The following is a 25,524-nucleotide window of genomic DNA, read 5'->3' on the forward strand; positions in this document are numbered from 1 at the left end:
TAGGTGTTTTCGTGCACTGTCACTGTAACTATTTTGAAGTCAGCGCTCGCTTGAATACGGCCTCTTCGGGATTGGTGAGAGCTGAGAGAATATTTTCTGCGACCTTCTCAATGAGTTTCTCACCCCAGAAGGGATCGCTAACGTTGTAGTAGATAACTCGGATGTGCTTTAGATCGAAGGGGACGTCGCCTTCGTTAGACGATATTAGCACTACTGGTTTGTTGAGAGCGTGGGCCAAGCCCAACTCGTAGAAAACATTTGGATTGCGGCTAGTAAGCTCCGCAATCAGAACCTTCGCTGAATTGATACCATTCCATATCTGATCGATAATCTTCCCCGTTCCGAATATATCGGCATCCGCCCGGACGGGCCGCAGGCCGGCCTTTTGGATGGCTGGCTCATAAATCTGACTGTAGTAGTCTCCTACCGGAGGACCAAAGGGCATCAGCACAAAGCAGCTATCACTAGCGCTAACATTGGCACTAGTGCTCAGCTTTTTGATTTGTGTTGCTCCCTCCTGCGAGGCGCCCTTCGTATCAAGTATGCGAAACTTGTCATCTCTGCGTTCCACCAATTGCGCACTTTGCAATGAGGCGAGAAATATCTCCTTGAATTCGGCAACCTTATCATTTGGGATGCCAAACTTGTCCTCAAGGGCGTGTTCGAAAAATTCTTCGTCCGGCAAATACTCGCCGCGATAGTGGGTATAGGCTTCTTTGATTTCTGGCGCGTCGAGCACGGCTGCTCGGAGGGCTTCAATATCGTCGCCCGCCTTCTGAGGACGAATCGCCTGTCGCGCTCTCTCTGTCACGGCAATTCGGCCTGCGCTCGGGCGAGAGAGAAATCCGTATTTGATCGATGAACTTACTTCTACCTTAAATGGACCATTGAACCCGACGCCGACGAACGTGGCAGCTTCCGCGTCGGTACAGTCATGTCCAGCGTTCTGGTCGATTATCGCGCGTGGAATGCGGAGCGCTTTGTCCACGCTGTGCCGCGGAAACTTTGCCGTATTGCTGCTAACGGATTGCTTCTTCGGCTTCCCCAATCGTCTTGTCTTCGCGGTCTTCTTTTTGTTCTTTTCAGACCGCTTCTTCCTTTGCGGAGTCCCTGTGGACTCGGCACCATCTTCCTCGCTCATTCTCGCTCCCCTGCCCGCTCTCTACAATTTACGCGCGCAAACGGAAGCTTCCAACTGTCGTTTAGTAGAATCCCCGGGAAAGGTCCTCTCGCCGATGCGACAAGCCAAGATTGTGCGGAGCGTCCCGAAGTCGATCGAAAGCAATCCAAATTCGCTACTCAAAGGGGCTTAATAAAAGGTCCCGATCCTATCTTTAAGAGCTTTGGTACAGTTGGGTGGGCTCGAACCACCGACCTCCTGTTCCACAGACAGGCGCTCTAACCAACTGAGCTACAACTGCATCCTGGCGAGCCGCGCCTTGGGACGCCCTGAAAAGGGCCGGTCACCGAGGGGGCTGGACGGGGCGGAAACTAGGTGCAACGGGCGTTTTTGGCAAGGCCGCAAGACCCCCAAATCGTCCCCTAAGCGACGTTATTTCCAAAGCAAAACCCGGGCTTTTCGGCCCGGGTTTCTCAAATTCAAACCGGCCGGCCAGATCAGGCGGCGGGCTTGTAGAACTTCGAGGCGCTGGCCTTGATCGGCTCGGCGGTCTCGGCAGCGACGCGCTGGGTGAGCTCGACCAGCTCCTTGGCCTGGGACTGGAGGGTCTCGAGCTGGGTGCGGGTGTGGCCGGTCCACAGCTCCAGCGCTTCCGCCGGCGACTTCAGGCCGAACAGCTGCTGTGCGAAGTCCAGCTGGGCGCTGGTGTTGGCCTTCATGAACTCCACCAGCTTGGCGGTGTATTCGCTCGCGCCCTTGCTGGCCGAGGTGAACACGGCCTCGACGGTGCCGTTGTGGCTCTCGGCCACGTCCTTGAACTTGGCGTAGTTTTCGCGGGCCTGCGACACGCCCTTTTCGGCGAACGCACGCATCTGCTCGGGGACCTCGAACGGAATGATCGAGGCAGAAAACGGATCAGTCGCACCTGTCATGGTTGTCCCTCACGCTAATTGAAAAAAATGGAGTGAGCCTTCTGGCGCGCCCGCCGGCCCCCGGTCTGGGCCGTCACACATTGAGCGGGTACGAAAGACTGGAAACGCGAAACAAAGAGATGGCTCGCCCAGCGCCCAGCATTATGGCTGCCTATCGTGTCAACATTGTGCAGCGCAATGCGCCAACAGGGTGCGCTGCGAAATTTAATCTAGGTTAGGATGAGGTTCCGGTATGAGGGAACCGGGGGTTGAGGTGGGGTGGGTCGGGCTAGCCCGCTGTCATTCCGGGGCGCGACGAAGTCGCGAGCCCGGAATCCATTCCGCCACCGTCTCTGCGGCCCGATGGATTCCGGGTTCGCGCTGAGCGCGCCCCGGAATGACGGCGGAGAGCGCCTCGCCTCGAATCCCTTGGATGAACCGGGCGGCGGCTTGCGGGGTCGGGCGGATTAAGGTTATCGCGGCTTAGGGCCGCCGCCGGGGACCGGGGCCGTGGACCTGCCCGCGGGCGCGGGCGATACTAACCCTTTCTTAAGGCTGTCATTCCCGGCAGCCGCCAGCTTCAAGCGTGAGACACAGCCGGTCGGATGACGAGTTCGGATTTCCAGTTGCGAGGTGTGGGCGATCCCCGGCTGGCCGTGCATGCGACCTCGCAGCTCGCGACATGGCTGTGGTCGATCGACGGGACGCGCGTGCTGTGGGCCAATCCGGTCGGCGCAAAGCTGTTCGGCGCGGCGAACGGCGCGGCGCTTGCGGACAAGGTGTTCGGCCCGGCCGACCCCCATCGCCGCCAGGTCGCCCGGCTTGCCCGGCAGCTGCCCGCGAATGGCGCTGTGCGGCTCGAACGTCTGCGCGGCTTCGGCGCCCGGTTCGGCACGCTGATGACCTGCGCCTGCGCCCGGCTCGACTTTGCCGATGGCGGACACGCGGTGCTCGTCACCGCGATGGACCCGACCTTGCGCACCATGCCGCTGGTCGAGCGGCTGCATCGCCTGGTCGAAGACGCGAAGATGCCGATGGCGGCGTTCGCGCCCGACGGCCTGTTCGTCGGCGCCAGCGAGGCCGCCCGCTCCCTGCTCGGCTTCCGCGATCTCGGCGAGGCCGGCCTCGAACAGGCGCGCAACGATGCGCTGCGCGAGGGCCGCGTCGAAACGCCGATCGGCATCGGCCAGATGGTGCTGCAACGGGTCGGCCTAGGGGCCGATGTCGGCCTGATCGCGCTGATCGAGCCGGCCAGGCAAGCTGCGCCCGCAGCGGCCGTGCAAGAGAGCACGGCGGAAGCCGCAAACGAGACGCCGGTTGAATCTGCGCCGCAGGCCGCGGCCACGCCGAGCGAGCCGCCACCGGCGCAGGACGGATCGGCCGGGATCTCGTTGTTCGATGCGTTCGCCGAGCCGATCGAGGCGCCCACGGCAACCGAGACGACCGCGCCTGAACCGCAGGGCTCGGCAAGGATTGAGGACGCGGCCGAAGAGCCTGTTCGAGAACCAGCTCGCGAAACGCCGGACCAGACCGCCGACATCGCGCCAAAGACTCCGGTTGAAAACCCGCACCAAGCCATTGTGTCGCCGCAGGCTGCGCCGATCACATCAGGCATGGTCGAGCCGCCGTCGGGCCAGGAATCGTCTGGCCGGGAGTCGTCGGGCCAAGAATCGCCCGCACCGCGTCAGCATCCGCTGCGCTTCCTCTGGCAGATGGATGCAGAGGGTCGCTTTGTGCTTCTCTCCGACGAATTCATCCGCCTGATCGGCGCGCGCACCGCCGCCGGCTTCGGCCGCCCTTGGCGCGAGATCGCCGAACAATTCTCGCTCGATCCTGATGGCCGCGTCGCGGAGGCGCTTGCAAGCCACGACACCTGGGCCGGGATCACCGTGAACTGGCCGGCTGACGGCGGCGAGCATCTGCCGGTCGAGCTCGCGGGCCTGCCGGTCTACGACCAGTCGCGCAACTTTGCCGGCTTCAAGGGCTTTGGCGTCTGCCGCGATCTCGACGGCCTCAACCGCCTGGAAGCGCTGAGGCGCTTCGAGGCGGTGGTCGAGCCGCCGGCGCAGCACGGCCCGTCCGCCGAACGGGTCGCGCCGGAGCCCGAGGCCGAGCCGGTCGCGGAGGCGCCGCCTCGGCCGATCGAGCCGCCCGAGCCCGAGCCACCATCCGAACCTGAACTGCTAGAGCCCACCAGCGACGCGAATTCACACCCAACCGATCCGGACATTTCAGTGGAAACGCCAGTCGAAACCCCTCCGAATGTCGTGCCGTTCCGCCCGCACGGCGATGTCAGATCACTCAGTGATCAGAGATCGCCGACGCTGACGCCGGTCGAGAACAGCGCATTCAACGAGCTCGCCCGGCAACTGTCCGAACGCCTCGAACGCGAGCGTGAGACGATCGCGGCCGAAGCTTCCGAGCCTGTGGCCGAGATCACCAATGAGCCGCTGGCGCCGGAGCCCGAACCGCCCCACGCGCCGGCCGAATGGCTGACCGAGCCCGCGCCGCCGGCACGCGGCGCCAGCGCGCGCGACCGCACCCTGCTCGACCTCTTGCCGACGGGCATCCTGATCTACCGGCTCGACCGCCTGCTCTACGCCAACCCTGCTTTCCTCGCGCGCATGGGCTATGCCGGCATCGCGGCGCTGGAGGATGCCGGTGGGCTCGATGCGCTTTATGTCGAGCCCGGCGTGTCCTCGGCCAGCAGCACCTCGCAAGCCGGCACGCCGGTCACGATCAGCGCGACGCTCGCGAACGGCGAAGCGCCGCTTGCGACCACCGAAGCGCATCTGCACACGATCGACTGGGACGGCGAGAGCGCGCATGCGCTGATCTGCGCGCTGCCGCAGGCGGCGCCCAGCGTCGCGGCGCCCGTGATCGCACAGACGATCGTCACTGAATCCGTTGTCGCCGAATCCTTCCCCTACGCGCCCGAGCTCGACTCCGCGGCCGGCGATGCCGATGCCGAGGATCTCGCCGCGATCCTCGACACCACCGCCGAGGGCATCGTCATGTTCGACGCCGAAGGCAACATCCACGCCTGCAACCGCAGCGCGGAAGCACTGTTCGGCTATGACGGCGCCGACCTGCTCGAGCAGAATCTGGCGACGCTGTTCGCGCCGGAGAGCCGGCAGATCGTCGCCGACTATCTCGAGAGCCTCAAGAGCCAGGACATTTCGAGCCTGCTCGATCACGGCCGCGAGGTGCTCGGACGCGAGAAGAAGGGCGGCGTCCTTCCGCTCGCGATGATCATGGGCCGCACGCGGCCGGACGGCCCGAACTTCTTCGCCGTATTCCGCGATCTCTCGCAGAGCAAGAAGGGCGAGAGCGAGCTGACGCAGGCCCGCCACCTCGTCCACAGCGCGGCCAACGCCAAGGCCGACATGCTGGCGCGGATCAGCCACGAGATCCGCACGCCGCTCAACGCCATCATCGGCTTTGCCGAGGTGATGATCTCCGAACGCTTCGGCACGCTCGGCAATGAGCGCTACGGCGAATACATGAAGGACATCCGCGCCTCCGGCGAGCGCGTCATCGCGATCATCGACGATTTGCTGGAGCTGTCGCGGATCGAGACCGGCAAGCTCGATCTCAATTTCGCCAACCTCAACCTCAACGACCTCGTCGAAGCCTGCGTGACCGTGATGCAGCCGCAGGCCAATCGCGAGCGCATCATCATCCGCACCTCGCTCGCGCATGCGCTGCCGCAGGTGACAGTGGACGCGCGCGCGATGCGGCAGATCACCATGAATCTGATCTCGAACTCGATCCGGCTGGCCAGCGCCGGCGGCCAGGTCATCGTCTCCACCGCGCTGTCCGACCGCGGCGAGATCGCGCTGCGCATCCGCGACACCGGCCATGGCCTCTCCGAGCGCGAAGTCGCCGCCGCGATGGAGCCGTTCCGCACCCCGCCGCCCGGGGACGCCGCCGACAATTCGGCGCTGAGCCTGTCGCTGACCAAGGCCCTGGTCGAAGCCAACCGCGCCCGCTTCAACATCAAGAGCGCGGCCAATTCCGGCACGCTGATCGAAGTGGTGTTCGCACCGGTGGTGGCGGGGGCGTGAGGCGCTCAATCAGACCGGGCTGAATGCTTCCGCAAGGACGGTGCCCTCCCTCTCCCGCTTGCGGGGGAGGGCTGGGGTGGGGGTGTCTCCGCAACGGGACACTCCCGATGTGGAGAGAGCCCCCACCCGGCGCTTCGCGCCGACCTCCCCCGCAAGCGGGAGAGGTTAAACCTGCGGCACGACTGATTTAAATCACTGCCATTCCGCACGCGGCAATCACGCCGCGCGCACGGTGTCCAAAAACCTGCTGACCTCGAGCTTCAGCCGGCTGCTGTCGTTCGACAGCGACTGCGCCGCGGAGAGCACCTGTGAGGAGGCTGAGCCGGTTTCGGTCGCGCCCTGCCTGACGCTGCTGATGTTGGCGCTCACCTGCGTGGTGCCGGCGGCCGCGTTCTGGACGTTGCGCGAGATCTCGCCGGTCGCGGCGCCCTGCTCTTCCACGGCGGCAGCGATGGTGGAGGAGATCTCGGACAGCCGCTCGATGGTGCCGCCGATGGTCTTGATGGCGCCGACCGAATCCTCCGTCGCAACCTGGATGCTGGAAATCTGCTGACCGATGTCGCCGGTGGCCTTCGCGGTCTGCTCGGCCAGCGCCTTCACTTCCGAGGCCACCACCGCAAAGCCGCGTCCGGCTTCGCCGGCACGCGCGGCCTCGATGGTGGCATTGAGCGCCAGCAAATTGGTCTGGCCCGCGATGGCGTTGATGAGCTCGACCACGTCGCCGATGCGCGCGGCCGCCTTCGACAATTCGCTGACGCGGTCGTTGGTCTGCCCGGCCTGGCTGACGGCTTCGCCGGCCATGCGCGCGGAGGCCTGCACCTGGCGGCTGATCTCGTGGACGGAGGCGGTCAGCTCCTCCGCTGCGGAGGCCACGGACTGCACGTTGGTCGCGGCCTCCTCGGAAGCCGCCTCGACCAGCGTGGCAAGCTCGGTCGAGCGGCTGGCCGTGGTGGTCAACGACGTCGCCGACGCCTCGAGCTCATTGGCGGCAGACGACACGGTCTCGACGATCTCGCCGATCGCGCCTTCGAAATCGTCGGCCATCCTGATCATGTCGGCGCGACGGCGCTCGGCGGCGAGCTTGTCCTGCCTGATCTTCTCGTCCGCCTCTTCCTGCGCCTTCCGCTCGGCATTGACCTTGAACGTCTCGACGGCCTGGGCGATTTCGCCGATCTCGTCGGGACGGCCGAGCCCGGGCAGCACGATGGCGAAATTGCCGTTGGCGAGCTCGATCATCGCCGCGCGCATGGCCGACAGCGGCTTGGAAACCGAGCGGCCGATGAAGATGCCGAGGCCGAGCACGGCGGATGCGATCAGCGCGATCGCAACGCCGATCCACCACTGGATGCTGTCGCGCTGGGCATCGTTCAGCCGGTCGGCTTCGGCTCGGATCTGGTCGACCGATTTCGACACCTGCTCGATGACGGGCTCGACCGTGGAGAAGGCCTCCGACATCGCCTTGAGTTCGCTCGCCAGAGTCAGCGCGGTCTCCATCCAGGCGAAGAAATCACGCTGGTAGTCGGCGAGCTTCTGGCGCAACTCGGCCTTCGCATCGCCGGGAATGGAGGGCTCGTCGAGGCCGGTCACAAACTCGGCCGCGCGCTTCTTCATGTCGTCGCCGTATTTGGCGTCGCGACGCAGCATGAAGTCCTTCTCGTGCCGGCGCATCATCAGCATGGTCACCTTGAGCGACGGATTCCGGAGCTCATCGACCTTGGTCTCGATGCCGTGGACCGAGGCCCGCAAGCGGCCTTCGAGACCGGACTTTTCGTCGAGCCCGAGCCGCTGTCTCTGCTCGACCACCGCGGCGAAGCGGGCCTGATAGGTCTTCAGCGATACGGTCATCGCGTCGATCCTCGCAACCAGCTCGGGCTTGCCGAGTGCTGAAATCCTGGCGCGCAGCTTCTCGATATCGAGCGAAACCTGCTGGCTGATCTCGGCCTGGCGCTGCGCCCTGGCCGGCTCGCTGCGCAAGAGGAAGTCCTTCTCGGCGCGGCTTCCCTCGAGCAGCTCGACGGCGATCCTGTTGTTCAGCTCGAAGATGGTGCGCGCGTTCTCCGCGGCGCCGCGATAGAACGCCATCGCGTTCTCGCCGTAGAGATGGATGCCGCCGATCAGGACGACACCGATGACGCCGATGACCCCGATCGCCGTGATCTTGTGCGTGAGACGAAGGGAGAGCAACCGCATCTGACGAATACCCGATGGTGGCAGATACGGTTGATGAAGCGATAACGGATAAAAACTTCCGTTAATTTGCGGGCACGTATGAATACGTGTGTTTGCAATTATACTCGCCTTTATGCACGACGGGATGCACAAGGCGGCACCAAAAAAGAAGCACGGCGCTGATGGCGCCGTGCTTGGTTACCTTCAACGCTCAGCGAGCGATCAGCTGTAGATCTCGAACAGGCCGGCACCGCCCTGGCCGCCGCCGATGCACATCGTCACCACGCCCCATTTGGCCTTGCGGCGCGCACCTTCCTGCAGCAGGTGGCCGGTGAGACGGGCGCCGGTCATGCCGAAGGGATGGCCGATCGCGATCGAGCCGCCGTTGACGTTGTACTTGGCGGGATCGATGCCGAGCTGGTCGCGGCAGTACAGGCACTGGCTGGCGAAGGCTTCGTTGAGCTCCCACAGATCGATGTCGTCGACCTTGAGGCCGGTGCGCTTGAGCAGCTTCGGAATCGCGAACACGGGGCCGATGCCCATTTCGTCGGGCTCGCAGCCCGCAGTCGCCCAGGCGACGAAGCGGCCGAGCGGCTTCAGGCCGCGCTTCTCGGCGTCCTTGGCTTCCATCAAAACCACGGCGGCGGCGCCGTCCGAGAGCTGGCTGGCATTGCCGGCGGTGACGAACTTGCCGGGGCCCTTCACCGGCTCGAGCTTGGCGAGACCTTCCAACGTGGTCTCGGGCCGGTTGCACTCGTCGCGATCGACGACGTAGTCGACGATGCTCTCCGCCTTGGTCGCCTTGTCGACGACCTTCATCTTGGTCTTCATCGGGACGATCTCGTCCTTGTACTTGCCCGCCTGCTGCGACGCCGCCATGCGGCGCTGCGATTCCAGCGAGAACTCGTCCTGATATTCGCGGCTGAGCTTGTAGCGCTCGGCGACGATGTCGGCGGTATCGATCATCGCCATGAAGATGTCGGGCGCGACCTTGAGCAATTCAGGATCGATCGATTCCTTCGGCGTGCCGCCGCCGGGCATCGAGATGCTCTCGACCCCGCCGGCGACGATGCAATCGGCTCCGTCGGAGCGGATCGAGTTGGCAGCCATCGCGATGGTCTGAAGCCCCGAGGAACAGAACCGGTTCACCGAGACACCGGCGGTGGTCTTCGGCAACCCGGCGAGCAGCGCGGCCTGGCGGCCGATGTTCGGCGCGCCATGGGCGCAATTGCCGAGATAGCAGTCCTCGACATAGTCCTTGTCGACGCCGGCGCGCTTCACCGCGTGCTGGATGGCGTGGGCAGCGAGCGACATCGGCGGCGTGATGTTGAACCCGCCGCGGCCGGATTTTGCGAGGCCCGTGCGCGCATAGGAAACGATGACGGCTTCACGCATGTGTTTCTCCCTTGTCGAACGATTTTGAACGGAGCGTCCTGGCCGCCATTGGTACACAAAGTCGGGAGGCCGTGGAAAATAAAAACGCCGCCTCCGATAACGGAGGCGGCGTTGTTCCGCGGGTCGGAATATGTCGGTATCTCAGAACGTCAGCGCCTTGGCCTGCTTGACCTGCGGCAGCGCCTGCACCTTGGCGAGCAGATCGGCCGGCACCGCGCCATCGACCTCGACGAGGGCAATGGCATCGCTGCCGGGCGCGACGCGGCCGAGGTGGAAGGTGGCGATGTTGAGCTTGGCGTCGCCCAAGAGGCTCGCGAACTTGCCGATGAAGCCCGGCTTGTCCTCGTTGGTGACGTAGATCATCGACTTGCCGAATTCAGCATCGACGCGGATGCCCTTGATGTCGACGAGGCGCGGCTTGCCGTCGGCATAGACGGTGCCCGAGACCGACCGCTCCTGCCGCTCGGTGGTGACGGTCACGGTGATCAGGCTTTCATAGTCGCTCTGGGCGGCGCGGACGATCTCGTCCACCACCATGCCGCGCTCCTTGGCGACGACCGGCGCCGACACGACGTTGACCTCGCCCAGCATCGGCCGCAACAGGCCCGACAGCACGGCGGAGGTGATCGCCTTGATCTTCATCTCGGCGACGTGGCCCTCATAGGTGATCTCCACCTTGAGGATGCCGCTCTCGGTCAGCTGTCCCGCGAACGAGCCGAGCTTCTCGGCGAGCGAGATGAACGGCTTCAGCTTCGGCGCTTCTTCGGCCGTGATCGATGGGAAGTTGACGGCGTTCGAGATCGCGCCCGACAGCAGATAGTCCGACATCTGCTCGGCGACCTGGAGCGCGACGTTCTCCTGCGCTTCGGTGGTGGAGGCGCCGAGATGCGGCGTGCAGATCACGTTGGGATGGCCGAACAGCACGTTCTTGGTGGCGGGCTCCTCGACGAAGACGTCGAAGGCGGCGCCGGCGATGTGCTTGGAATTGAGCGCATCGACCACCGCCTGCTCGTCGACCAGGCCGCCGCGCGCGCAGTTGATCAGGCGCACGCCCTTCTTCATCTTGGCGATTGCGGCAGCGTCGATGATGTTCTTCGTCTTCTCGGTCAGCGGCGTGTGCAGCGTGATGAAATCGGCGCGCTTGAGCAGGTCATCGAGCTCGACCTTCTCGACGCCGATGTCCTTGGCGCGCTCCGGCGACAGGAACGGATCGAACGCGATCACCTTCATGCGCAGGCCGAGCGCGCGGTCGGCGACGATCGAACCGATGTTGCCGCAGCCGACCACGCCCAGCACCTTGCCGGTGATCTCGACGCCCATGAAGCGGTTCTTCTCCCACTTGCCGGCCTGGGTCGAGGCGTCGGCTTGCGGAATCTCGCGGGCGAGCGCCAGCATCAGGGTGATGGCGTGCTCGGCGGTCGTGATCGAATTGCCGAACGGCGTGTTCATCACGATGATGCCCTTGGCCGTGGCGGCGGGGATCTCGACATTGTCGACGCCGATGCCGGCGCGGCCGATCACCTTGAGGTTGGTCGCCTTGTCGAGGATCTTTGCGGTCGCCTTGGTCGCGGAACGGATCGCAAGGCCGTCGTAATTACCGATGATCTCGGCGAGCTTGTCCTTGTCCTTGCCGAGATTGGGCTGGAAGTCGACCTCGACACCGCGGTCTTTGAAGATCTGCACGGCAGCGGGCGAGAGCGCGTCGGAAATGAGAACTTTGGGTTTGGTCATGGGGATGATCCTCTACCCTCCCTGATGGAAGGGTTGGCGTTCGACCGGAACAGGATGATGTCGGAAGCAACTTCTGCCTCTCCCCGTCGGAACGGGGAGAGGTGAGAAAGTAAAGCTAGGCTGCCTTGGCGAGTTGCGCCTTGGTCTCGGCAAAAGCCCAGTCGATCCACTGCGTCAGCAGCTCGACGTCCTTGGCCTCGACAGTGGCACCGCACCAGATGCGCAGGCCGGCCGGCGCATCGCGATAATACGCGAAGTCGTAGCCGGCGCCTTCCTTCTCCACCAGCGCCACCAGCTTCTTGCTGAAGTCGGCTTGCGCGTCCTCGGACAGCGAGGTGATGGCAGGATCGGTGAACTTCAAGCACACCGAGGTGTTGGAACGGATCGCCGCGTCCTTGGCCAGGAAGTCGATCCACGGCGTCTTCGCCTTCCAGTCGGCGAGCACCTTGGTGTTGGCATCGGCACGCGCGATCAGCGCCTTGAGGCCGCCGATCGACTTGGCCCAGTTCAGCGCGTCGAGATAATCCTCGACGCAGAGCATCGACGGCGTGTTGATGGTCTCGCCGACGAAGATGCCCTCGTTGATCTTGCCGCCCTTGGTCATGCGGAAGATCTTCGGCAGCGGCCAGGCCGGCTTGTAGGTTTCCAGCCGCTCCACCGCGCGGGGCGACAGGATCAGCATGCCGTGGGCAGCTTCGCCGCCGAGCGCCTTCTGCCAGGAGAAGGTGACGACATCGAGCTTGGCCCAGTCCAGCGGCTGCGCAAACGCGGCCGAGGTCGCGTCGCAGATGGTCAGGCCTTCGCGGGCAGAGCTGATCCAGTCGGCGTTCGGCACGCGCACGCCCGACGTGGTGCCGTTCCAGGTGAAGACGACGTCGCTCTTGGGATCGACCTTGGAGAGGTCGGGGATCTCACCATAGGCTGCGTTGAGCTTGGTGACGTCCTTGAGCTTCAATTCCTTGACGATGTCGCTGACCCAGCCCTCGCCGAAGGATTCCCAGGCGAGCGTGGTGACGGGTCGCGCACCGAGCAGCGACCACAGCGCCATCTCGACCGCGCCGGTATCGGAGGCCGGCACAATGCCGATGCGATAATCGGCGGGCACCTCGAGCACTTCGCGCGTCAGATCGATCGCGAGCTTGAGCTTGGTCTTGCCGACCTTCGCGCGATGCGAACGGCCGAGCGCTGCGTCCTTGAGATTTTGGGCGTTCCAGCCGGGGCGCTTGGCGCAGGGGCCGGAGGAGAAATGCGGCACGTTCGGCCGCGAAGCGGGCTTCGCTACAGTCATAATATCTACCCTTCCAGATAGTCAGCCTCCCGTTGGGGGGAGGTGTCCCGCCGCGGCTGATACGGGAAACAGGAAGAGTCGTCAAGGAAGTTCCGGCGCCTCACGGCGGCGTGATGGTGCTTCCGGTGCGATATCAGGGGATTCGACCACCGCGAGCGCATTGAGCAAGTCCGTGGCCTCACTGATCAATTGCGCGGCCCGGCGGCGGCTGCCGACTTTCAAAATGCACTTGTCATTGGCCTGCACGACGTAGTCGTTGCCGACCTTGATCATTGAATAGCTTGTCATCGAAATCCCCGAACCGACAGAGCCCGGTGTCTGACGTTGCCCTAGCACCGTTCGTTCCCGGTTCAACGTGAACGACGGCTGGGTAGTTTATCAGCTGTTAATATGAACGCATGCGCGATCCGAATTCGCTGATCGCGCAAGGCTCGCGAGGAGCTGCTTCAAAAGCGGACAGTCATACCGACGTGGCTCGCTGCGAATCCGAGTCGCTTGTAGAAGCGCTGCGCATCGACGCGGCTCGCATGCGTCAGCAGCTCGACCAGATTGCAGCCGCGTGCCTTCGCTTCCGCGATCGCCCATTGCACCAACCGCTCGCCGATGCCGCGGCTGCGACAGTCAGTGGCAACGCGAACGTCTTCGAGCAGGCCGCGCACGCCGCCTTGCGAGCTGATGCCCGGCAGGATCGCGAGTTGCAGGCAGCCGACCACCCTGCCCTCGCTCTCGGCGACCACCAGCGTGAGATTCGGATCGCGCTCGACCCGCGCGAAGGCATCGTAATAGGCGGCAGGCAACGGATCCTCGACGCGTTCGCGCGCGCGGCCGAGATGATCGTCGGCGAGCATCGCCACGATCGCTGGAACGTCGTCGCGGCGCGCGCGGCGAATGGAGACGGATTCGGCGTTCATGTCAGACAACTCCAACCTCAGCGCACCGGCGGCAGGCCGAGAAACGCTTCGACCTCGCCAATCCAGCGGCGAAGCGAAGCGTACCGGCCGAGATCGAAGCCGCCCTCATGCGCCACGCGGGTATAGGCGAGCAGCGAGACGTCCGCGAGGGAAACCTCTTCACCGGCGAAGAAGCGATTGGCCGAAAGATGCTGCTCCATGCGGTCGAGCGCCGCATAGCCGCGCTTGACCTTTTCAGGGTCGAGCTCGGATGCGTCCTTGCCGAGATAAACGAGGAGGAAGCGGCACACCGCGACATAAGGCTCGTGGCTGTACTGTTCCCAGAACAGCCATTCGTCCATCTTGGCCGCAGTAAAGGCATCGCGCGGAACGAGCGCGCTGTCGCGGGCGAGATAGCGGATGATGGCATTGGACTGTGCCAGCGTGCGGCCGTCGTCGAAGGCGACAGTGGGCACCTGGCCGGCGCCGTTCATCTCGAGGAATTGCGGCGTGCGCGTCTCGCCCTTGCGGGTGTCGATCTCGATCCAGTGGTACGGCAATGCGAGCTTGTCGCAGACCCACTTCACCTTCAGGCAATTGCCGGAATTGCTGTCGCCGTAGATCTTCATCGCTGCCGCCCCACTTTGGGGCGACAGAGCATCAGGACGACGCAGCCGTGTCAACCGGCCGCAGACACGGACCTAGAACTTGTAGCCGGCGCCGACGCGAAAATTGTTCAGACTGACGGAGATGTTCTTGGCGTTCGAGAACCCGACGTGCTCCCATTCGCCGCGCAGGAACAAGCAATCCCAGAGCATATACTCAATGCCCAAGCCGGCGGTCCAACCGTAGATAAAGCTATTGGTGCGTGCCTCGGTCTGGGAGAGCGAGACAGGAGGGCCGACCGTAACGTGCTGGTGTGTCGTGACGCCGGCTACCGTCTGGTCATAGTCCCACCACTTCTGCCAGGAAACGGTGGCATAGCGCGAGACTTCGGCACGCCCGATGGCAAGGCCGCCGAACGCATAAGGCATGAAGTCTCCACCCGACCATCCGACACGACCGCGGAAGGTCGCGTAGTCCTTGAGCTGCAGCGACGCGCCTCCGCCCAGAGTTGTATCGTACGTGTAGGTGCCCGTGGGCGCCGTCTCGCCTGGAATAATCCGGCCCATCGAGTCGCTGGCCGACGAACCCAAATTGTTCATGTAGCTGTAGTTGGCTTCGACGCCCATCACGGCGTCGTAGAACTGCCAATTCCGGCCAACAAAGGCACCGAACCCCGTGGTCTGGACGTGGTTCTTCGGCAGTAGCGACCATCCTCCAACCGGTGCCTGCAGGACGCTATCGCGCAGCATGAAATCCGTCATCGACTTGGGGGCGCGGCTGAAGTCGATCTCGGAGGTGACGAAACCCCACTGACCGCCGACGTAGAAGCCATCCCAATTGACCGAGGACTTCGACAGACCGTCGGTAAAGCCGCCGCGCAGGATCGGCAGATCCGGCATATCGGCCGCGTGCGCGGCAGACACCGTCCCCAACATCACCGCTGCCAACAAAAGCCCACGCATCGCAACGCTCCATCGAACTCGAACTTTCGCTTGTGATCATGGCTCGTTAACCTTAACCAATGGTTGCGTCGGACGCCTTCGTCGCCACTCGCCATGAAAAATACGCAAAGCAAAACGGCGCGGGATGATCCCGCGCCGTTAAGAAGTCCTAACCGATCGAGATATCGATCAGCCCTTGGTGACGAGCGGCGGCGGCGGCATGTAGGCCGGCGCACTGTCGAGATTCCAGCGCACGCCGAGTTTCAGGTCGTGCGAGGTGATATCCTTGAACTTGAAGACGTTGCCCGTGGTCCCACCGGTGTAGTCCGACAGGACACCGGTTTGTCCGGGGCCCAGGTCGACATAGCTGTAGGCGAGTTCGAGGACGAGATTGGGATTGACCTTATAGGCAAGACCGGCATGGGCCGCCCAGGCGAAATTCCACTTCGAGCCGGTCGGCGCGCTCGCGAAGCTGGTATTTCCGACGGCGAGGTTGTTGATGCCCGTGTCGGTGAAGTTCGCGATCGAAACGCGTGCACCGCCGACGCCGGCGCCGATGAACGGCGTGATGCACCACCAGGTGCCCAGATCAACGTACGCGTTGGCCAAGACCAGCCATTCGGACTTGCTTGCGCTGTAATTGTCGATGCCGCTGTACGGCACGCCGCCCGCGGTCCCGGTGAAACGATCGGTGCCCTTGAAATTCGAATTGCCGCGATACTGCCCGGTCACGTCGGCACGGAACCAATTGTTGAACCGGTAGCCGACGCCGACGCCGTAGATGCCGGCCGCATCGAACGAAGTCTTCTGATCAAACGAGGTGAGCTGCGAGTAGGCCGACTCGCGGCCGTAGTGCAGGTCGCTCGTCTTCTGATTGCTGAAGCCGATGTCGCCGCGGAGATACCAGCCACCGAAGTCGGCGGGCGGGGCGGGCGGCGCGTACATGGGAGGGGGAGCGGCGATCGGCATATCGGCAGCAAACGCCATCGACGAGATCAGGGTTGCCGCACCCGCGGCAAGGAGAGACTTAACGCTACGCATTGGCTTCGTCCTTTTGGCCGGTGAGGCAAATACACAGGCCTCACGTTCTGGAAACTCACGGAGCGGACGATGCCAGCAAATGTTTAAGCGCCACTTAACCCTAATTTTTAAGGTTGATTTTTCCTGACTGCTCGCGCGCATGGACGCGAAGCGTTGCAAAATTGCAGCGCCTCGCGCCGCAATTGCTAACGATGTGTGAAAGTGCGGTGCGGCGAGAGAGGAAACGTTAACGCGCGTGCCGCGGCAGCTTGGGCAGGAACACTGCAAGCAGCCCAATCGCGGGCAACCAGGCGCAGACCTGGTAGACGAACTCGATCGAGGTGTGGTCCGCGAGCGTGCCGAGCACGGCGGCGCCCAGGCCCCCGATGCCGAAGGCAACGCCGAAGAACACGCCGGAGATCATGCCGAATCTGTGCGGCACCAGCTCCTGCGCGAACACGATGATCGACGACGTCGTCGAGGAGATGATCAGGCCGATGATCACGCTGAGCACCGCGCTCGCATAGAGCCCGGCAAAGGGCAGCGCCAGCGTGAACGGCAGCGCGCCCAGGATCGAAATCCAGATCACGATCTTGCGGCCGAAGCGATCGCCCAAGGGACCGCCCAGAAACGCGCCGACCGCGTTCGCCGCGAGGAAGAGGAAGAGATAGATCTGCGCGGCCTGCGTCGACACGCCGAACCGATCGATCAGGTAGAAGATGTAGTAGCTCGACAGGCTCGAGACGTAGAGCTGCTTGGAGAACAGCAGCGCGACCAGCACGAGCAGCGCGACGGCGACGCGGCGCGAGCTCGGCGCGTCGGGATGGGCTTGCACCGCCGCCGTCTTCTTCGCCTTGATCTGCGGCGCGTACCAGCGGCCGATGCGCCAGAGGATGAGGATCGCGAGGAACGCGATCGAGGAGAACCAGGCGATGCTGCCCTGCCCGAATGGCACCACGATGAGAGCCGCCAGCACCGGCCCCATCGAGGTGCCGAAACTGCCGCCGAGCTGGAACACCGATTGTGCAAAACCGTAGCGGCCACCGGAGGCGAGCCGCGCGATGCGCGCGGATTCGGGGTGAAACACCGCCGAGCCGAGACCGACCAGCGCGGCGGCAACGAGGATGACGAGATATTGGTGCGCGGCACTGAGCAGCAAGAGGCCGAAGAAGGTCGAGGCCATCCCGATCGCCAGCGAATAGGGCTGTGCCTTCTTGTCGGTGTAATGCCCGACCACCGGCTGCAGCAGCGAGGCCGTGAACTGGAAGGCGAGCGTGATCATGCCGATCTGCGCGAAGTCGAGCGCGTAGGTATCCTTCAGGATCGGATACACCGAGGCGATCAGCGACTGCATGGTGTCGTTGAGGAAGTGCGAGAAGCTGATGCCGGCGAGCACGACATAGGCCGGCCCCGCCGCTTTGGCGGCGGGTGCCACGTCGGCGACGACGACGGGCTCGGTCAGCGTTTCCTCTGAGACGACGACAGGCTTGTTCAATGCAGCGGTCCCGGCAGGCGCGGCGAACCGCCGCATCCGCTCATTACGATGCAAGCGGCGATGGAACCACCGTCAATCGCAAATGGCTGGAATGCGCGGGTCTTACCCTCCCCGCGAGTCCGATATCGCAGGGTGGGCAAGGGCGCCATTGCGCCGTGCCCGCCATCTTTCCGATACGGTGCCAGAAGCGTGGGCACGCTGTCGCTTTGCCCACCCTGCGATACTGGTGCTTGAAAGACCTTACGCCGCAGCCTGGCCGAGCGCGGAGACGATGATGTCGACGACGTCCTCGACCAGGACGCGGTCTTCGCCCTCGCCCATGACGCGGATCACAGGCTCGGTGCCGGAGGAGCGGATCAACAGGCGGCCGTGGCCGTTGAGCCGTCTCTCGCCGTCGGAGATTGCCGATTTGACGTCGGAATCGTCGAGCGGCTTGCCGCCCTTGTGGCGGACGTTCTTGAGGATCTGCGGCAGCGGATCGAAGCGGTGGCAGACTTCCGACACGGGCCGGCGCAGCTTCTGCACCACCGCGAGCACTTGCAGCGCGGCGACAAAACCGTCGCCGGTGGTGGCGTAGTCGGACAGGATGATGTGACCCGACTGCTCGCCGCCGAGATTGTAGCCGCCATTCAGCATCTGCTCGAGCACGTAGCGGTCGCCGACCGGCGTGCGTACGAGATCGAGCCCCTGCTCCTTCAGGAAGCGCTCGAGCCCGAGATTGGACATCACGGTGGCGACGATGCCGGGACGCGACAGGCGGCCGTCTTCCTTCCAGCTCTGCGCGATCACCGCGAGCAGCTGGTCGCCGTCGACCACATGACCGCGCTCGTCGACCAGGATGACGCGATCGGCGTCGCCGTCGAGCGCGATGCCGATGTCGGCGCGCATCTCACGCACCTTCCGCGACAGTGCTTCCGGCGACGTCGAGCCGCAATCCTTGTTGATGTTGAAGCCGTCGGGCTCGACGCCGATCGGCACGACGTCGGCGCCCAATTCCCACAGCGCTTCCGGCACCACCTTGTAGGCGGCACCGTTGGCGCAATCGATCACGACGCGCAGGCCGTCGAGCGAGAGGTCGCGCGGCAGCGTACGCTTGGCGAATTCGATGTAGCGGTCATGCACGCCGTCGATACGGCGGGCGCGGCCGAGGCTCGCGCTCTGCGCCAGCCGCTTGTCGATGGGCTCGTCGAGCAACTGCTCGATCTGCCTCTCGACGTCGTCAGAGAGCTTGAAGCCCTGCGGGCCGAACAGTTTGATGCCATTGTCCTCGAACAGATTGTGCGAGGCCGAGATCATGACGCCGAGATCGGCGCGCATCGACTTGGTCAGCATCGCAACCGCCGGCGTCGGCATCGGGCCGACCAGCAGCACGTCCATGCCCACCGAGGTGAAGCCGGCGACCATCGCGTATTCGATCATGTAGCCGGACAGGCGGGTGTCCTTGCCGATCACGACCCGGTGGCGGTGGTCCCCGCGCTGAAACGCGAGGCCTGCGGCTTGGCCGACCTTGAGCGCGAGTTCCGGCGTGATCAGTCCGTTGGCGCGGCCCCGAATCCCGTCCGTCCCGAAATATTTGCGGCTCATATCGTCCCCCAAGCAACAACCAGGGGATCCCCTTGACAACCACGGGCTGCCCGAACGGGGCCCGCATCCCTGATTTGCTAGGCGTCTTATAATGCCTGCGAGGCTAACTTGGCTTCAAAAAATATGATGAATCATTACGGAACCGGGGCGCCGCCCGCTCCGATAACGTCTTGTTAACATTATATTTCCTGCCCGTGGCGCCGGAACAGGGTGGAACCCGTTTTAATCGCTGCGCTTCACGTGGCCATCCCCGCGGCTCGGCGCCGGCTGGGTGACGTTGACGGGATCGGAGCCCGGAAAGGTCTCTTCCAGCCCCTCTTCCAGGGCTTCCTCGAGATCGCGCTTCTCCTTGATCTCTTCCGGCGAAGGTCCAGCGTGCGGCCTCGTCATGGCGACCTCCTGCAAAACGGTCTGCAAACGGATTTGGCTGTGCATCCAACCATGCTAGATGACCCCGAAATCTTCCGATGCAAGACTCTTGGTACAAGACGGGCCGGGGAAACGATCATGAAACATATCACCTGTATCGACGATCTTCGCACGCTGCATAAGCGCCGCGTGCCGAAGGCGTTCTTCGACTATTGCGACCGCGGCTCCTATGCCGAGGAGACGCTGCGCGCCAACCGCGAGGATATGCAGGCGATCAAGTTCCGCCAGCGCATCCTGGTCGACGTCTCCAAGCGCGACACCTCGACCAGGATCCTCGGCGAGCCCTCGACCATGCCGCTGATGCTCGCGCCCGTCGGCCTGCTCGGCATGCAGCATGGCGACGGCGAAATTCATGCCTGCCGCGCAGCGCAGGCCGCCGGTATCCCGTTCACGCAATCGACCATGTCGATCTGCTCGATCGAGGACATCGCTGCCAATGTCGAGAAGCCGTTCTGGTTCCAGCTCTACGTCATGAAGGACCGCGGCTTCATCAAGGAATTGATCCAGCGCGCGATCGCGGCCAAGTGCAGCGCGCTGGTGCTCACCGTGGACCTCCAGGTGATTGGCCAGCGCCACGCCGACATCAAGAACGGCATGACGGTGCCCCCCGAGTGGTCGCTGTCGAAGCTGCTGGATTTCGCCAGCAAGCCCACCTGGGTCTCCGGCGTGCTGCAAGGCAAGCGCCGCACCTTCGGCAACATCGCCGGCCACGTGAAGAACACCGAGGATCTCAATCGCCTTGCCGAGTGGACGGCCTCGCAGTTCGACACGTCGCTGAACTGGAAGGACGTCGAGTGGGTCCGCAGCATCTGGCCGGGCAAGCTCGTCATCAAGGGCATCCTCGACGTCGAGGACGCCGAGGAAGCCGCCAAGACCGGCGCGCAGGCGCTGGTCGTCTCCAACCATGGCGGCCGGCAGCTCGACGGTGCACCGTCCTCGATCGAGGTACTGCCCGAGATCGCCGACGCGGTCGGTGACAGGATGGAGATCATGTTCGACGGCGGCATCCGCTCCGGCCAGGACGTGATGCGCGCGCTCGCGCTCGGCGCAAAATCCTGCATGCTCGGCCGCGCTTATGCCTACGGCTTAGGGGCCGGCGGCCAGGCCGGCGTCGCCAAGGCGATCGACATCATCCAGAAAGAGCTGCTCACCACCATGGGCCTGTGCGGCGTCAACAGGATCGACGAGATCGACGATCACGTCATCGCGGTGTGACGGCTTTGAGGCGAGAAAGCCGGCTTCAAATCACCGCTGTCGTCCCGGACAAGCGTAGCCCTCGACAATGCGCAGCGTTGTCGAGAGCGTAGCGCCGATCCGGGACCCATAGCCACAGGCGGGCGTGGTTATGGGGACTCGGAGTGACCTGCTTCTTCTCACTGTGGTTATGGGTCCCGGATCTGCGCTGACGCTTGTCCGGGACGACAGCGGAGTTTGTGGCGGTCGTTGGGTCTTATAACTCCCCACCTCACATCGGCGGTGTAATTCCGTCCCGGCCCACATTCACCCGGTTGGCTTCCAGCGAGCCGTCGTCCTTCTTCGCCGCGCCGAAGATGATCAGCTTGGCGCCCGGCTTCACTTCCGGCTTGTCGGTGGCGATGAAGGTGACGATCGGCGTGTCCGGCGGCACCAGGACTTTCTTCTCGCCGTCCTTGTATTTGACCGTGATGTGCTGGCCGTCGGTGCCCTTCACCGTCTGCGCCACGGTGGCATTGGTCATGGTTGAATTGGCACGCGCGTCCCAGGGACGAAAACCCTCGGCCGCGCCGCGCTGGTTCTCCGGGAAGATGTGCACCGCGATCGCCTTCTGCGTGCCGTCCGGCTCGGGCATGGCGGTGACGCCGATATAGGAGCCTTCCTTGATTTCCGACAGCTCCGTCTTCACCACGGCGAAGACGGCGACGTTGTCGGTCATGCGCACCTTCACGTCGCTGCCTTCGCGCGTCTTGATGCCGAGGATGTTGCCGTCGACACTCTCGATGGTGCCGCGGATGCGGACCGTCGGCGCCTGCTGCGCCGAGGCCGCAAACGGAGCGAGGGCGAGGATCGCCGCGAGCAGGCCGGATTTCATCGTCGCATTCAGCATGATCCGGTCCTTTCTCACATCGGCGGCGTCAGGCCGTCGCGGCCGACGCTGACGCGGTTGGTCTCGAACGAGCCGTCCGGCAATTGCTTCATGAAGGCGATGACCTTGGCGCCGGCCTTCAGGTCGGACTTGTCGCCGGGCACGAAGGTCACCACCGGCGTGTTGTCGGGGACGAACACCTTCTTCTCGCCGTCCTTGTACTTGACCAGCAGCGTATGGCCGTCATTGCCGACCACGCTCTCCGACACCGTGGCGTTGGTCATGCTGGAGTTCGGCTTGAGGTCATAGGGCCGCGAGCCCTCGCCGGTGCCGCGCATGCTCTCCGGAAACACGTGGACCTCGACCGCGTTCTGGCCGCCGTCAGGTCCCGGCACCGTGGTGGCGCCGACGAAGGAGCCGACCTTGATGTCGGCGAGTGAAATTTTGGTAATCCCCGATACGTTCACGTCAGGAGCGATGCGCAGCTTGACGTCCTCGCCACTGCGCGACTTGACCTGCATCGTGTCACCATTGACGCTTTCGATCGTGCCACGCACGCGCGTCGGCACCGGCGCCCTCTGCGCGAAGGCATAGAGGGTGGAAGCAGCCACCATCGCGACGGCGATCAGTGGACGTGTGAAAGTTGCACGTTGAACAGACATGACGGTCTCCGATTGTCCCCACGGATGGAGAACTCCGGACGACGCGCGCTATTCTCTCAAGTCTTTGTGAGATCGGCCTCGACCAGCGCCCGCAGCTCGGCCGTGACCTCTGGCCGCCGGCCGAACCACAGCTCGAAGCCGCGCACCGCCTGGTGCAGCAGCATGCCGAGCCCGTCGGCGGTCTTCAGGCCGCGCGCCGTTGCGGCGGCGAGCAGCGGCGTCACCAGCGGCACATAGACGAGGTCGGCGACCACCGCCGCCGGTGGCAGGCGCGCCACGTCAACGTCGAGTGGGGGCTGGCCGTGCATGCCGAGCGAGGTGGTGTTCACGAGAAGTTTTGCGCGCGGCAGCACGTCGTCGATCCCGTCCCACGTTACGGGATCGACGTTCGGCCCGAACTGTCTTGCCAGCGTCTCGGCCCGCGCGATGGTGCGATTGGCCAGATGGATGCGCTTGATCCCACGCTCGAGCAGGCCGAACACGACCGCCCGCGAGGAGCCGCCGGCCCCGAGCACCAGCGCCTCCTCGGCGACATCCCAGCCGGGCGCGCTGGCGTCGAGATTGCCAATGAAACCTTCGACGTCGGTGTTGGTCGAGCGCAGCTCGCCGTCGGCAAACCACAGCGTGTTCGCCGCGCCGACGGCCTTGGCGCGGGCGTCGGGCGTCGACAGCGCCAGCACACCTTCCTTGTGCGGGATGGTGACGTTGGCCCCGACGAAGCCGCGCAGTGACAGCCGCAGCACGAAATCGCGCAGATCCTCGGGCGGAACCGCTTCGATGACATAGCCGCCGGCAATGCCGAGCGTGCGCAGCCAGTAATGATGGATCAGCGGCGAGCGCGAATGCGCGGCCGGCCATCCGATCAGACAGGCTGCAGGAGCTTTGGGCGCGGTCATCTCTTCCTCGGGGTCGTATCCGAGGCGATCCATTTCGCGTCGCGCCCGCTCTGTCAAGCGCGCGGGCGCCGCAGCGCCGGTCAGGCCGGCCGGCGCGAGAACGGCGCGCCGTCAGCTCGCGGCAGCCTCCTCGCCCGCGCCGCCCTTGATGTCGGCAATCGCGCGTTCGAGGCTCTGGCGATAGCGCGCCCGCGGCGGCGTCACGCCATGGGTGAGCAGCGCGCGGCGGACCGCGGGCGAAGCCCCCGTGATGAACAGCCGGATGCCCTGGCGGTGAGCCTTGGCGGCGACGCGGCCGAGCACGTTCGCCGCCGTCGAATCCAGGAACGGCACCGCGGCGAAATCGACCACGAAGGCCTTGCGCTTGTCGGCGACCTCGTCGAGCACGCCTCCGATGGCGGAGGCCGCGCCGAAGAAGAACGCGCCGGTGATGCGATAGACCAGCACGTCGCGATCGACCGCAAGCGCAGGATCGTAGCGAACGCGCTCGCCATTGCCGTCGTCGGGACGATCGCCGGCGACCAGTGGCGAGCGTTCCTCGATGCCCGTCATCTCCGCCATGCGATGGATGAACAGCACCGCGCCAAGCGCGAAGCCGACCAGGATGCCTTCGGTGAGATCGCGGAAGATCGTCAGCAGGAAGGTCGCGAGCAGCACGACCGCATCGCCCCACGACGAACGCAGCAGCGTGGCGAATTCGTGCTTCTCCGCCATGGTCCAGGCCACCACGACCAGCACCGAGGCGAGCGCGGCCAGCGGAATGTAGCTGGCGAGCGGCGCCGCGATCAGCATGAACAGCAGCAGGAACACGGAGTGCAGCATGCCGGCCAGCGGCCCGCGCGCGCCGGCGCGGATGTTGGTCGCGGTGCGCGCGATCAGGCCGGTGACGCAGATGCCGCCGAACAGCGCCGCTCCGATATTGGCCGCGCCTTGCGCCACCAGCTCGCAATTGGAGCGGTGACGGCGCCCGGTCATGCCGTCGGCAACCACGGCAGACAGCAGCGATTCGATGGCGGCCAGCAGCGCGAACGAGATCGCATCCGGCAGCACGGCGGTCGCCTTCGCAATCGAGAACGCCGGCAGCGCCGGCGAGGGCAATTCGCGCGGAATGCCGCCGAAGCGCGATCCGATGGTTTCCACCGGCAGGGAGAGCACGGCGCACGCAACGGCGGCGAGCACGACCGCGATCAGGATACCGGGCCAGGATGGCCGCCAGATTCGCAAGGCCGCGATGATGGCGATGCTGACGATTGCGACCGCGACGGCGGATGGATTGATGGTGTTGAGACCGCCGGCGAGCGCGACCAGCTTCGGGACGAACTCGCTGGGCTCTTTTCCTGCAAGCGTGATCCCGCCGAGATCGCGAAGCTGGCTGGCGAAGATGATCACAGCGATGCCGGCCGTGAAACCAACCGTCACCGGATAGGGAATGAACTTGATGTAGGTACCGACCCGCAACAGGCCCGCGGCGACCAGGAACAGGCCCGCCATCAGGGTGGCGAGGATGACGCCGTCGACGCCGTGACGCTCCGCGGTCGCTGCGACCAAGACGATGAACGCGCCGGCGGGTCCGCCGATCTGGAACCGGCTGCCGCCGAGCAGCGAGGCGATGAAGCCGCCGACCACCGCGGTATAAAGGCCGCGGTCCGGCGTGACGCCCGAGGCGATCGCGATCGCCATCGACAGCGGCAGCGCCACGATCGCAACCGTCAGCCCCGCGAAGACGTCGGCGCGGAAGTCTGCGACGCCGTAGCCTTCCCGCCAGACGGTGACGAGCTTCGGCAGATACAGTTCGGCAAAGGTCGGCTGGCGCAGCTGGTGCAACCGGCTTGCGTGATCGCTTGTGATGCTCATTTCAGCCCCACGATGCTCCGAAACATCGTGCGTCCCGTGTTGCCGAGGCGCGACGATGCGCTAGCCCATCTTTATCCCGAGCACGATCAACGCCCGATCATGCTCCGACGCGGCGCGGCGGCCCGGGCTCCTTCAGGCGAACGCCGCGCCCGCCGCTGTCGCTGCGGACCTGCTCGCCGATCAGCTCGACGCCGGCCCGGTCGAACGCCTCGACCACCTTGATCAGGGTCTCGACCACGCCACGCACATTGCCGGTGCTGGCCTCCATCCGCTGGATGGTTGGCAGCGAAACGCCAGCGAGCTCGGCCAGGGTTTTCTGGTCAATGCCGAGCAGCGCGCGGGCTGCCCGCATCTGGAACGCCGTGATCACCTTGGCCTCACTTACCAGCACCTATAAGTGATAT

21 protein-coding genes and 1 tRNA gene are annotated in these 25,524 nt (G+C 64.5%); 2 read left to right on the plus strand and 20 right to left on the minus strand.

All coding sequences use genetic code 11. The features are described 5' to 3' along the window. Positions 1 to 28: 28 nt before the first annotated feature. From AABA84_RS01905 to AABA84_RS01915, 3 genes are all read right to left on the minus strand, one after another. Positions 29 to 1,141 carry a hypothetical protein gene (locus tag AABA84_RS01905; protein WP_338309434.1) on the minus strand — a complete coding sequence of 371 codons (1,113 nt, stop codon included), beginning with the start codon at positions 1,139 to 1,141 and terminating at the stop codon, positions 29 to 31. A 203-nt stretch (positions 1,142 to 1,344) separates the two neighbouring features. Further along, positions 1,345 to 1,421: transfer RNA gene (locus tag AABA84_RS01910), tRNA-His, on the minus strand. Positions 1,422 to 1,617: 196 nt separating this feature from the next. Next, on the minus strand, positions 1,618 to 2,052 hold the full coding sequence (locus tag AABA84_RS01915) for a phasin (RefSeq protein WP_028140510.1): 435 nt from the start codon (positions 2,050 to 2,052) through the stop codon (positions 1,618 to 1,620). Between the two features lie 584 nt (positions 2,053 to 2,636). Here AABA84_RS01915 and AABA84_RS01920 point away from each other — a divergent pair. Beyond that, the gene (locus tag AABA84_RS01920; RefSeq protein WP_338311181.1) at positions 2,637 to 6,098 is read left to right on the plus strand and encodes a PAS domain S-box protein; all 3,462 of its coding nucleotides are present in this window, start codon (positions 2,637 to 2,639) and stop codon (positions 6,096 to 6,098) included. Between the two features lie 216 nt (positions 6,099 to 6,314). Here the strand turns inward: AABA84_RS01920 and AABA84_RS01925 are convergent, their stop codons facing one another. The 12 genes from AABA84_RS01925 to AABA84_RS01980 all read right to left on the minus strand — a co-directional run bounded on the left by AABA84_RS01925 (position 6,315) and on the right by AABA84_RS01980 (position 19,607). After that, positions 6,315 to 8,288, minus strand: coding sequence for a methyl-accepting chemotaxis protein (locus tag AABA84_RS01925; RefSeq protein ID WP_338311183.1), 1,974 nt, complete (start codon positions 8,286 to 8,288; stop codon positions 6,315 to 6,317). 201 nt (positions 8,289 to 8,489) lie between these two features. Beyond that, entirely contained in the window at positions 8,490 to 9,662 is a 1,173-nt protein-coding gene (locus tag AABA84_RS01930) for a thiolase family protein (protein ID WP_212248350.1), read from the minus strand. Between the two features lie 141 nt (positions 9,663 to 9,803). After that, on the minus strand, positions 9,804 to 11,393 hold the full coding sequence (gene serA, locus AABA84_RS01935; protein ID WP_212248351.1) for a phosphoglycerate dehydrogenase: 1,590 nt from the start codon (positions 11,391 to 11,393) through the stop codon (positions 9,804 to 9,806). A 115-nt stretch (positions 11,394 to 11,508) separates the two neighbouring features. Further along, entirely contained in the window at positions 11,509 to 12,681 is a 1,173-nt protein-coding gene (locus AABA84_RS01940; protein ID WP_212248352.1) for a phosphoserine transaminase, read from the minus strand. A gap of 81 nt (positions 12,682 to 12,762) precedes the next feature. After that, positions 12,763 to 12,954: a hypothetical protein gene (locus tag AABA84_RS01945; protein ID WP_246550243.1), complete on the minus strand. Its 192-nt coding sequence runs from the start codon at positions 12,952 to 12,954 to the stop codon at positions 12,763 to 12,765. A 173-nt stretch (positions 12,955 to 13,127) separates the two neighbouring features. After that, positions 13,128 to 13,592 carry a GNAT family N-acetyltransferase gene (locus tag AABA84_RS01950; protein ID WP_271592825.1) on the minus strand — a complete coding sequence of 155 codons (465 nt, stop codon included), beginning with the start codon at positions 13,590 to 13,592 and terminating at the stop codon, positions 13,128 to 13,130. A 17-nt stretch (positions 13,593 to 13,609) separates the two neighbouring features. Beyond that, on the minus strand, positions 13,610 to 14,200 hold the full coding sequence (locus AABA84_RS01955; RefSeq protein WP_338311186.1) for a glutathione S-transferase family protein: 591 nt from the start codon (positions 14,198 to 14,200) through the stop codon (positions 13,610 to 13,612). Between the two features lie 72 nt (positions 14,201 to 14,272). Next, the gene (locus tag AABA84_RS01960) at positions 14,273 to 15,139 is read right to left on the minus strand and encodes an outer membrane protein (protein WP_338309419.1); all 867 of its coding nucleotides are present in this window, start codon (positions 15,137 to 15,139) and stop codon (positions 14,273 to 14,275) included. A 168-nt stretch (positions 15,140 to 15,307) separates the two neighbouring features. Next, the gene (locus tag AABA84_RS01965) at positions 15,308 to 16,159 is read right to left on the minus strand and encodes an outer membrane protein (RefSeq protein WP_246550245.1); all 852 of its coding nucleotides are present in this window, start codon (positions 16,157 to 16,159) and stop codon (positions 15,308 to 15,310) included. A 226-nt stretch (positions 16,160 to 16,385) separates the two neighbouring features. After that, positions 16,386 to 17,633 (minus strand): MFS transporter, encoded by a 1,248-nt coding sequence (locus AABA84_RS01970; protein WP_212248357.1) that lies wholly within the window; start codon positions 17,631 to 17,633, stop codon positions 16,386 to 16,388. A 240-nt stretch (positions 17,634 to 17,873) separates the two neighbouring features. After that, entirely contained in the window at positions 17,874 to 19,217 is a 1,344-nt protein-coding gene (gene glmM / locus AABA84_RS01975; RefSeq protein WP_212248358.1) for a phosphoglucosamine mutase, read from the minus strand. Positions 19,218 to 19,439: 222 nt separating this feature from the next. Continuing rightward, positions 19,440 to 19,607, minus strand: coding sequence for a hypothetical protein (locus tag AABA84_RS01980; RefSeq protein ID WP_212248359.1), 168 nt, complete (start codon positions 19,605 to 19,607; stop codon positions 19,440 to 19,442). Positions 19,608 to 19,724: 117 nt separating this feature from the next. Between AABA84_RS01980 and AABA84_RS01985 the strand changes: the two genes are divergently transcribed. Beyond that, positions 19,725 to 20,861: an alpha-hydroxy acid oxidase gene (locus tag AABA84_RS01985; RefSeq protein ID WP_338311187.1), complete on the plus strand. Its 1,137-nt coding sequence runs from the start codon at positions 19,725 to 19,727 to the stop codon at positions 20,859 to 20,861. 250 nt (positions 20,862 to 21,111) lie between these two features. Here the strand turns inward: AABA84_RS01985 and AABA84_RS01990 are convergent, their stop codons facing one another. The 5 genes from AABA84_RS01990 to AABA84_RS02010 all read right to left on the minus strand — a co-directional run bounded on the left by AABA84_RS01990 (position 21,112) and on the right by AABA84_RS02010 (position 25,490). Beyond that, positions 21,112 to 21,714, minus strand: coding sequence for a hypothetical protein (locus AABA84_RS01990; protein WP_246550272.1), 603 nt, complete (start codon positions 21,712 to 21,714; stop codon positions 21,112 to 21,114). 29 nt (positions 21,715 to 21,743) lie between these two features. After that, positions 21,744 to 22,370, minus strand: coding sequence for a hypothetical protein (locus AABA84_RS01995; protein WP_338309412.1), 627 nt, complete (start codon positions 22,368 to 22,370; stop codon positions 21,744 to 21,746). Between the two features lie 56 nt (positions 22,371 to 22,426). Next, on the minus strand, positions 22,427 to 23,266 hold the full coding sequence (locus tag AABA84_RS02000; RefSeq protein WP_338311188.1) for a shikimate dehydrogenase: 840 nt from the start codon (positions 23,264 to 23,266) through the stop codon (positions 22,427 to 22,429). 111 nt (positions 23,267 to 23,377) lie between these two features. Beyond that, positions 23,378 to 25,120, minus strand: a complete 1,743-nt coding sequence (locus tag AABA84_RS02005; protein ID WP_212248364.1) for a SulP family inorganic anion transporter — start codon at positions 25,118 to 25,120, stop codon at positions 23,378 to 23,380. Positions 25,121 to 25,217: 97 nt separating this feature from the next. Then, positions 25,218 to 25,490, minus strand: coding sequence for a helix-turn-helix domain-containing protein (locus AABA84_RS02010; protein WP_212248365.1), 273 nt, complete (start codon positions 25,488 to 25,490; stop codon positions 25,218 to 25,220). Positions 25,491 to 25,524: the final 34 nt, after the last annotated feature.

Origin of the sequence: Bradyrhizobium sp. TM239 (genome assembly GCF_036247985.1) — a bacterium.
GTDB classification, from domain to species: Bacteria; Pseudomonadota; Alphaproteobacteria; order Rhizobiales; family Xanthobacteraceae; genus Bradyrhizobium; species Bradyrhizobium ottawaense.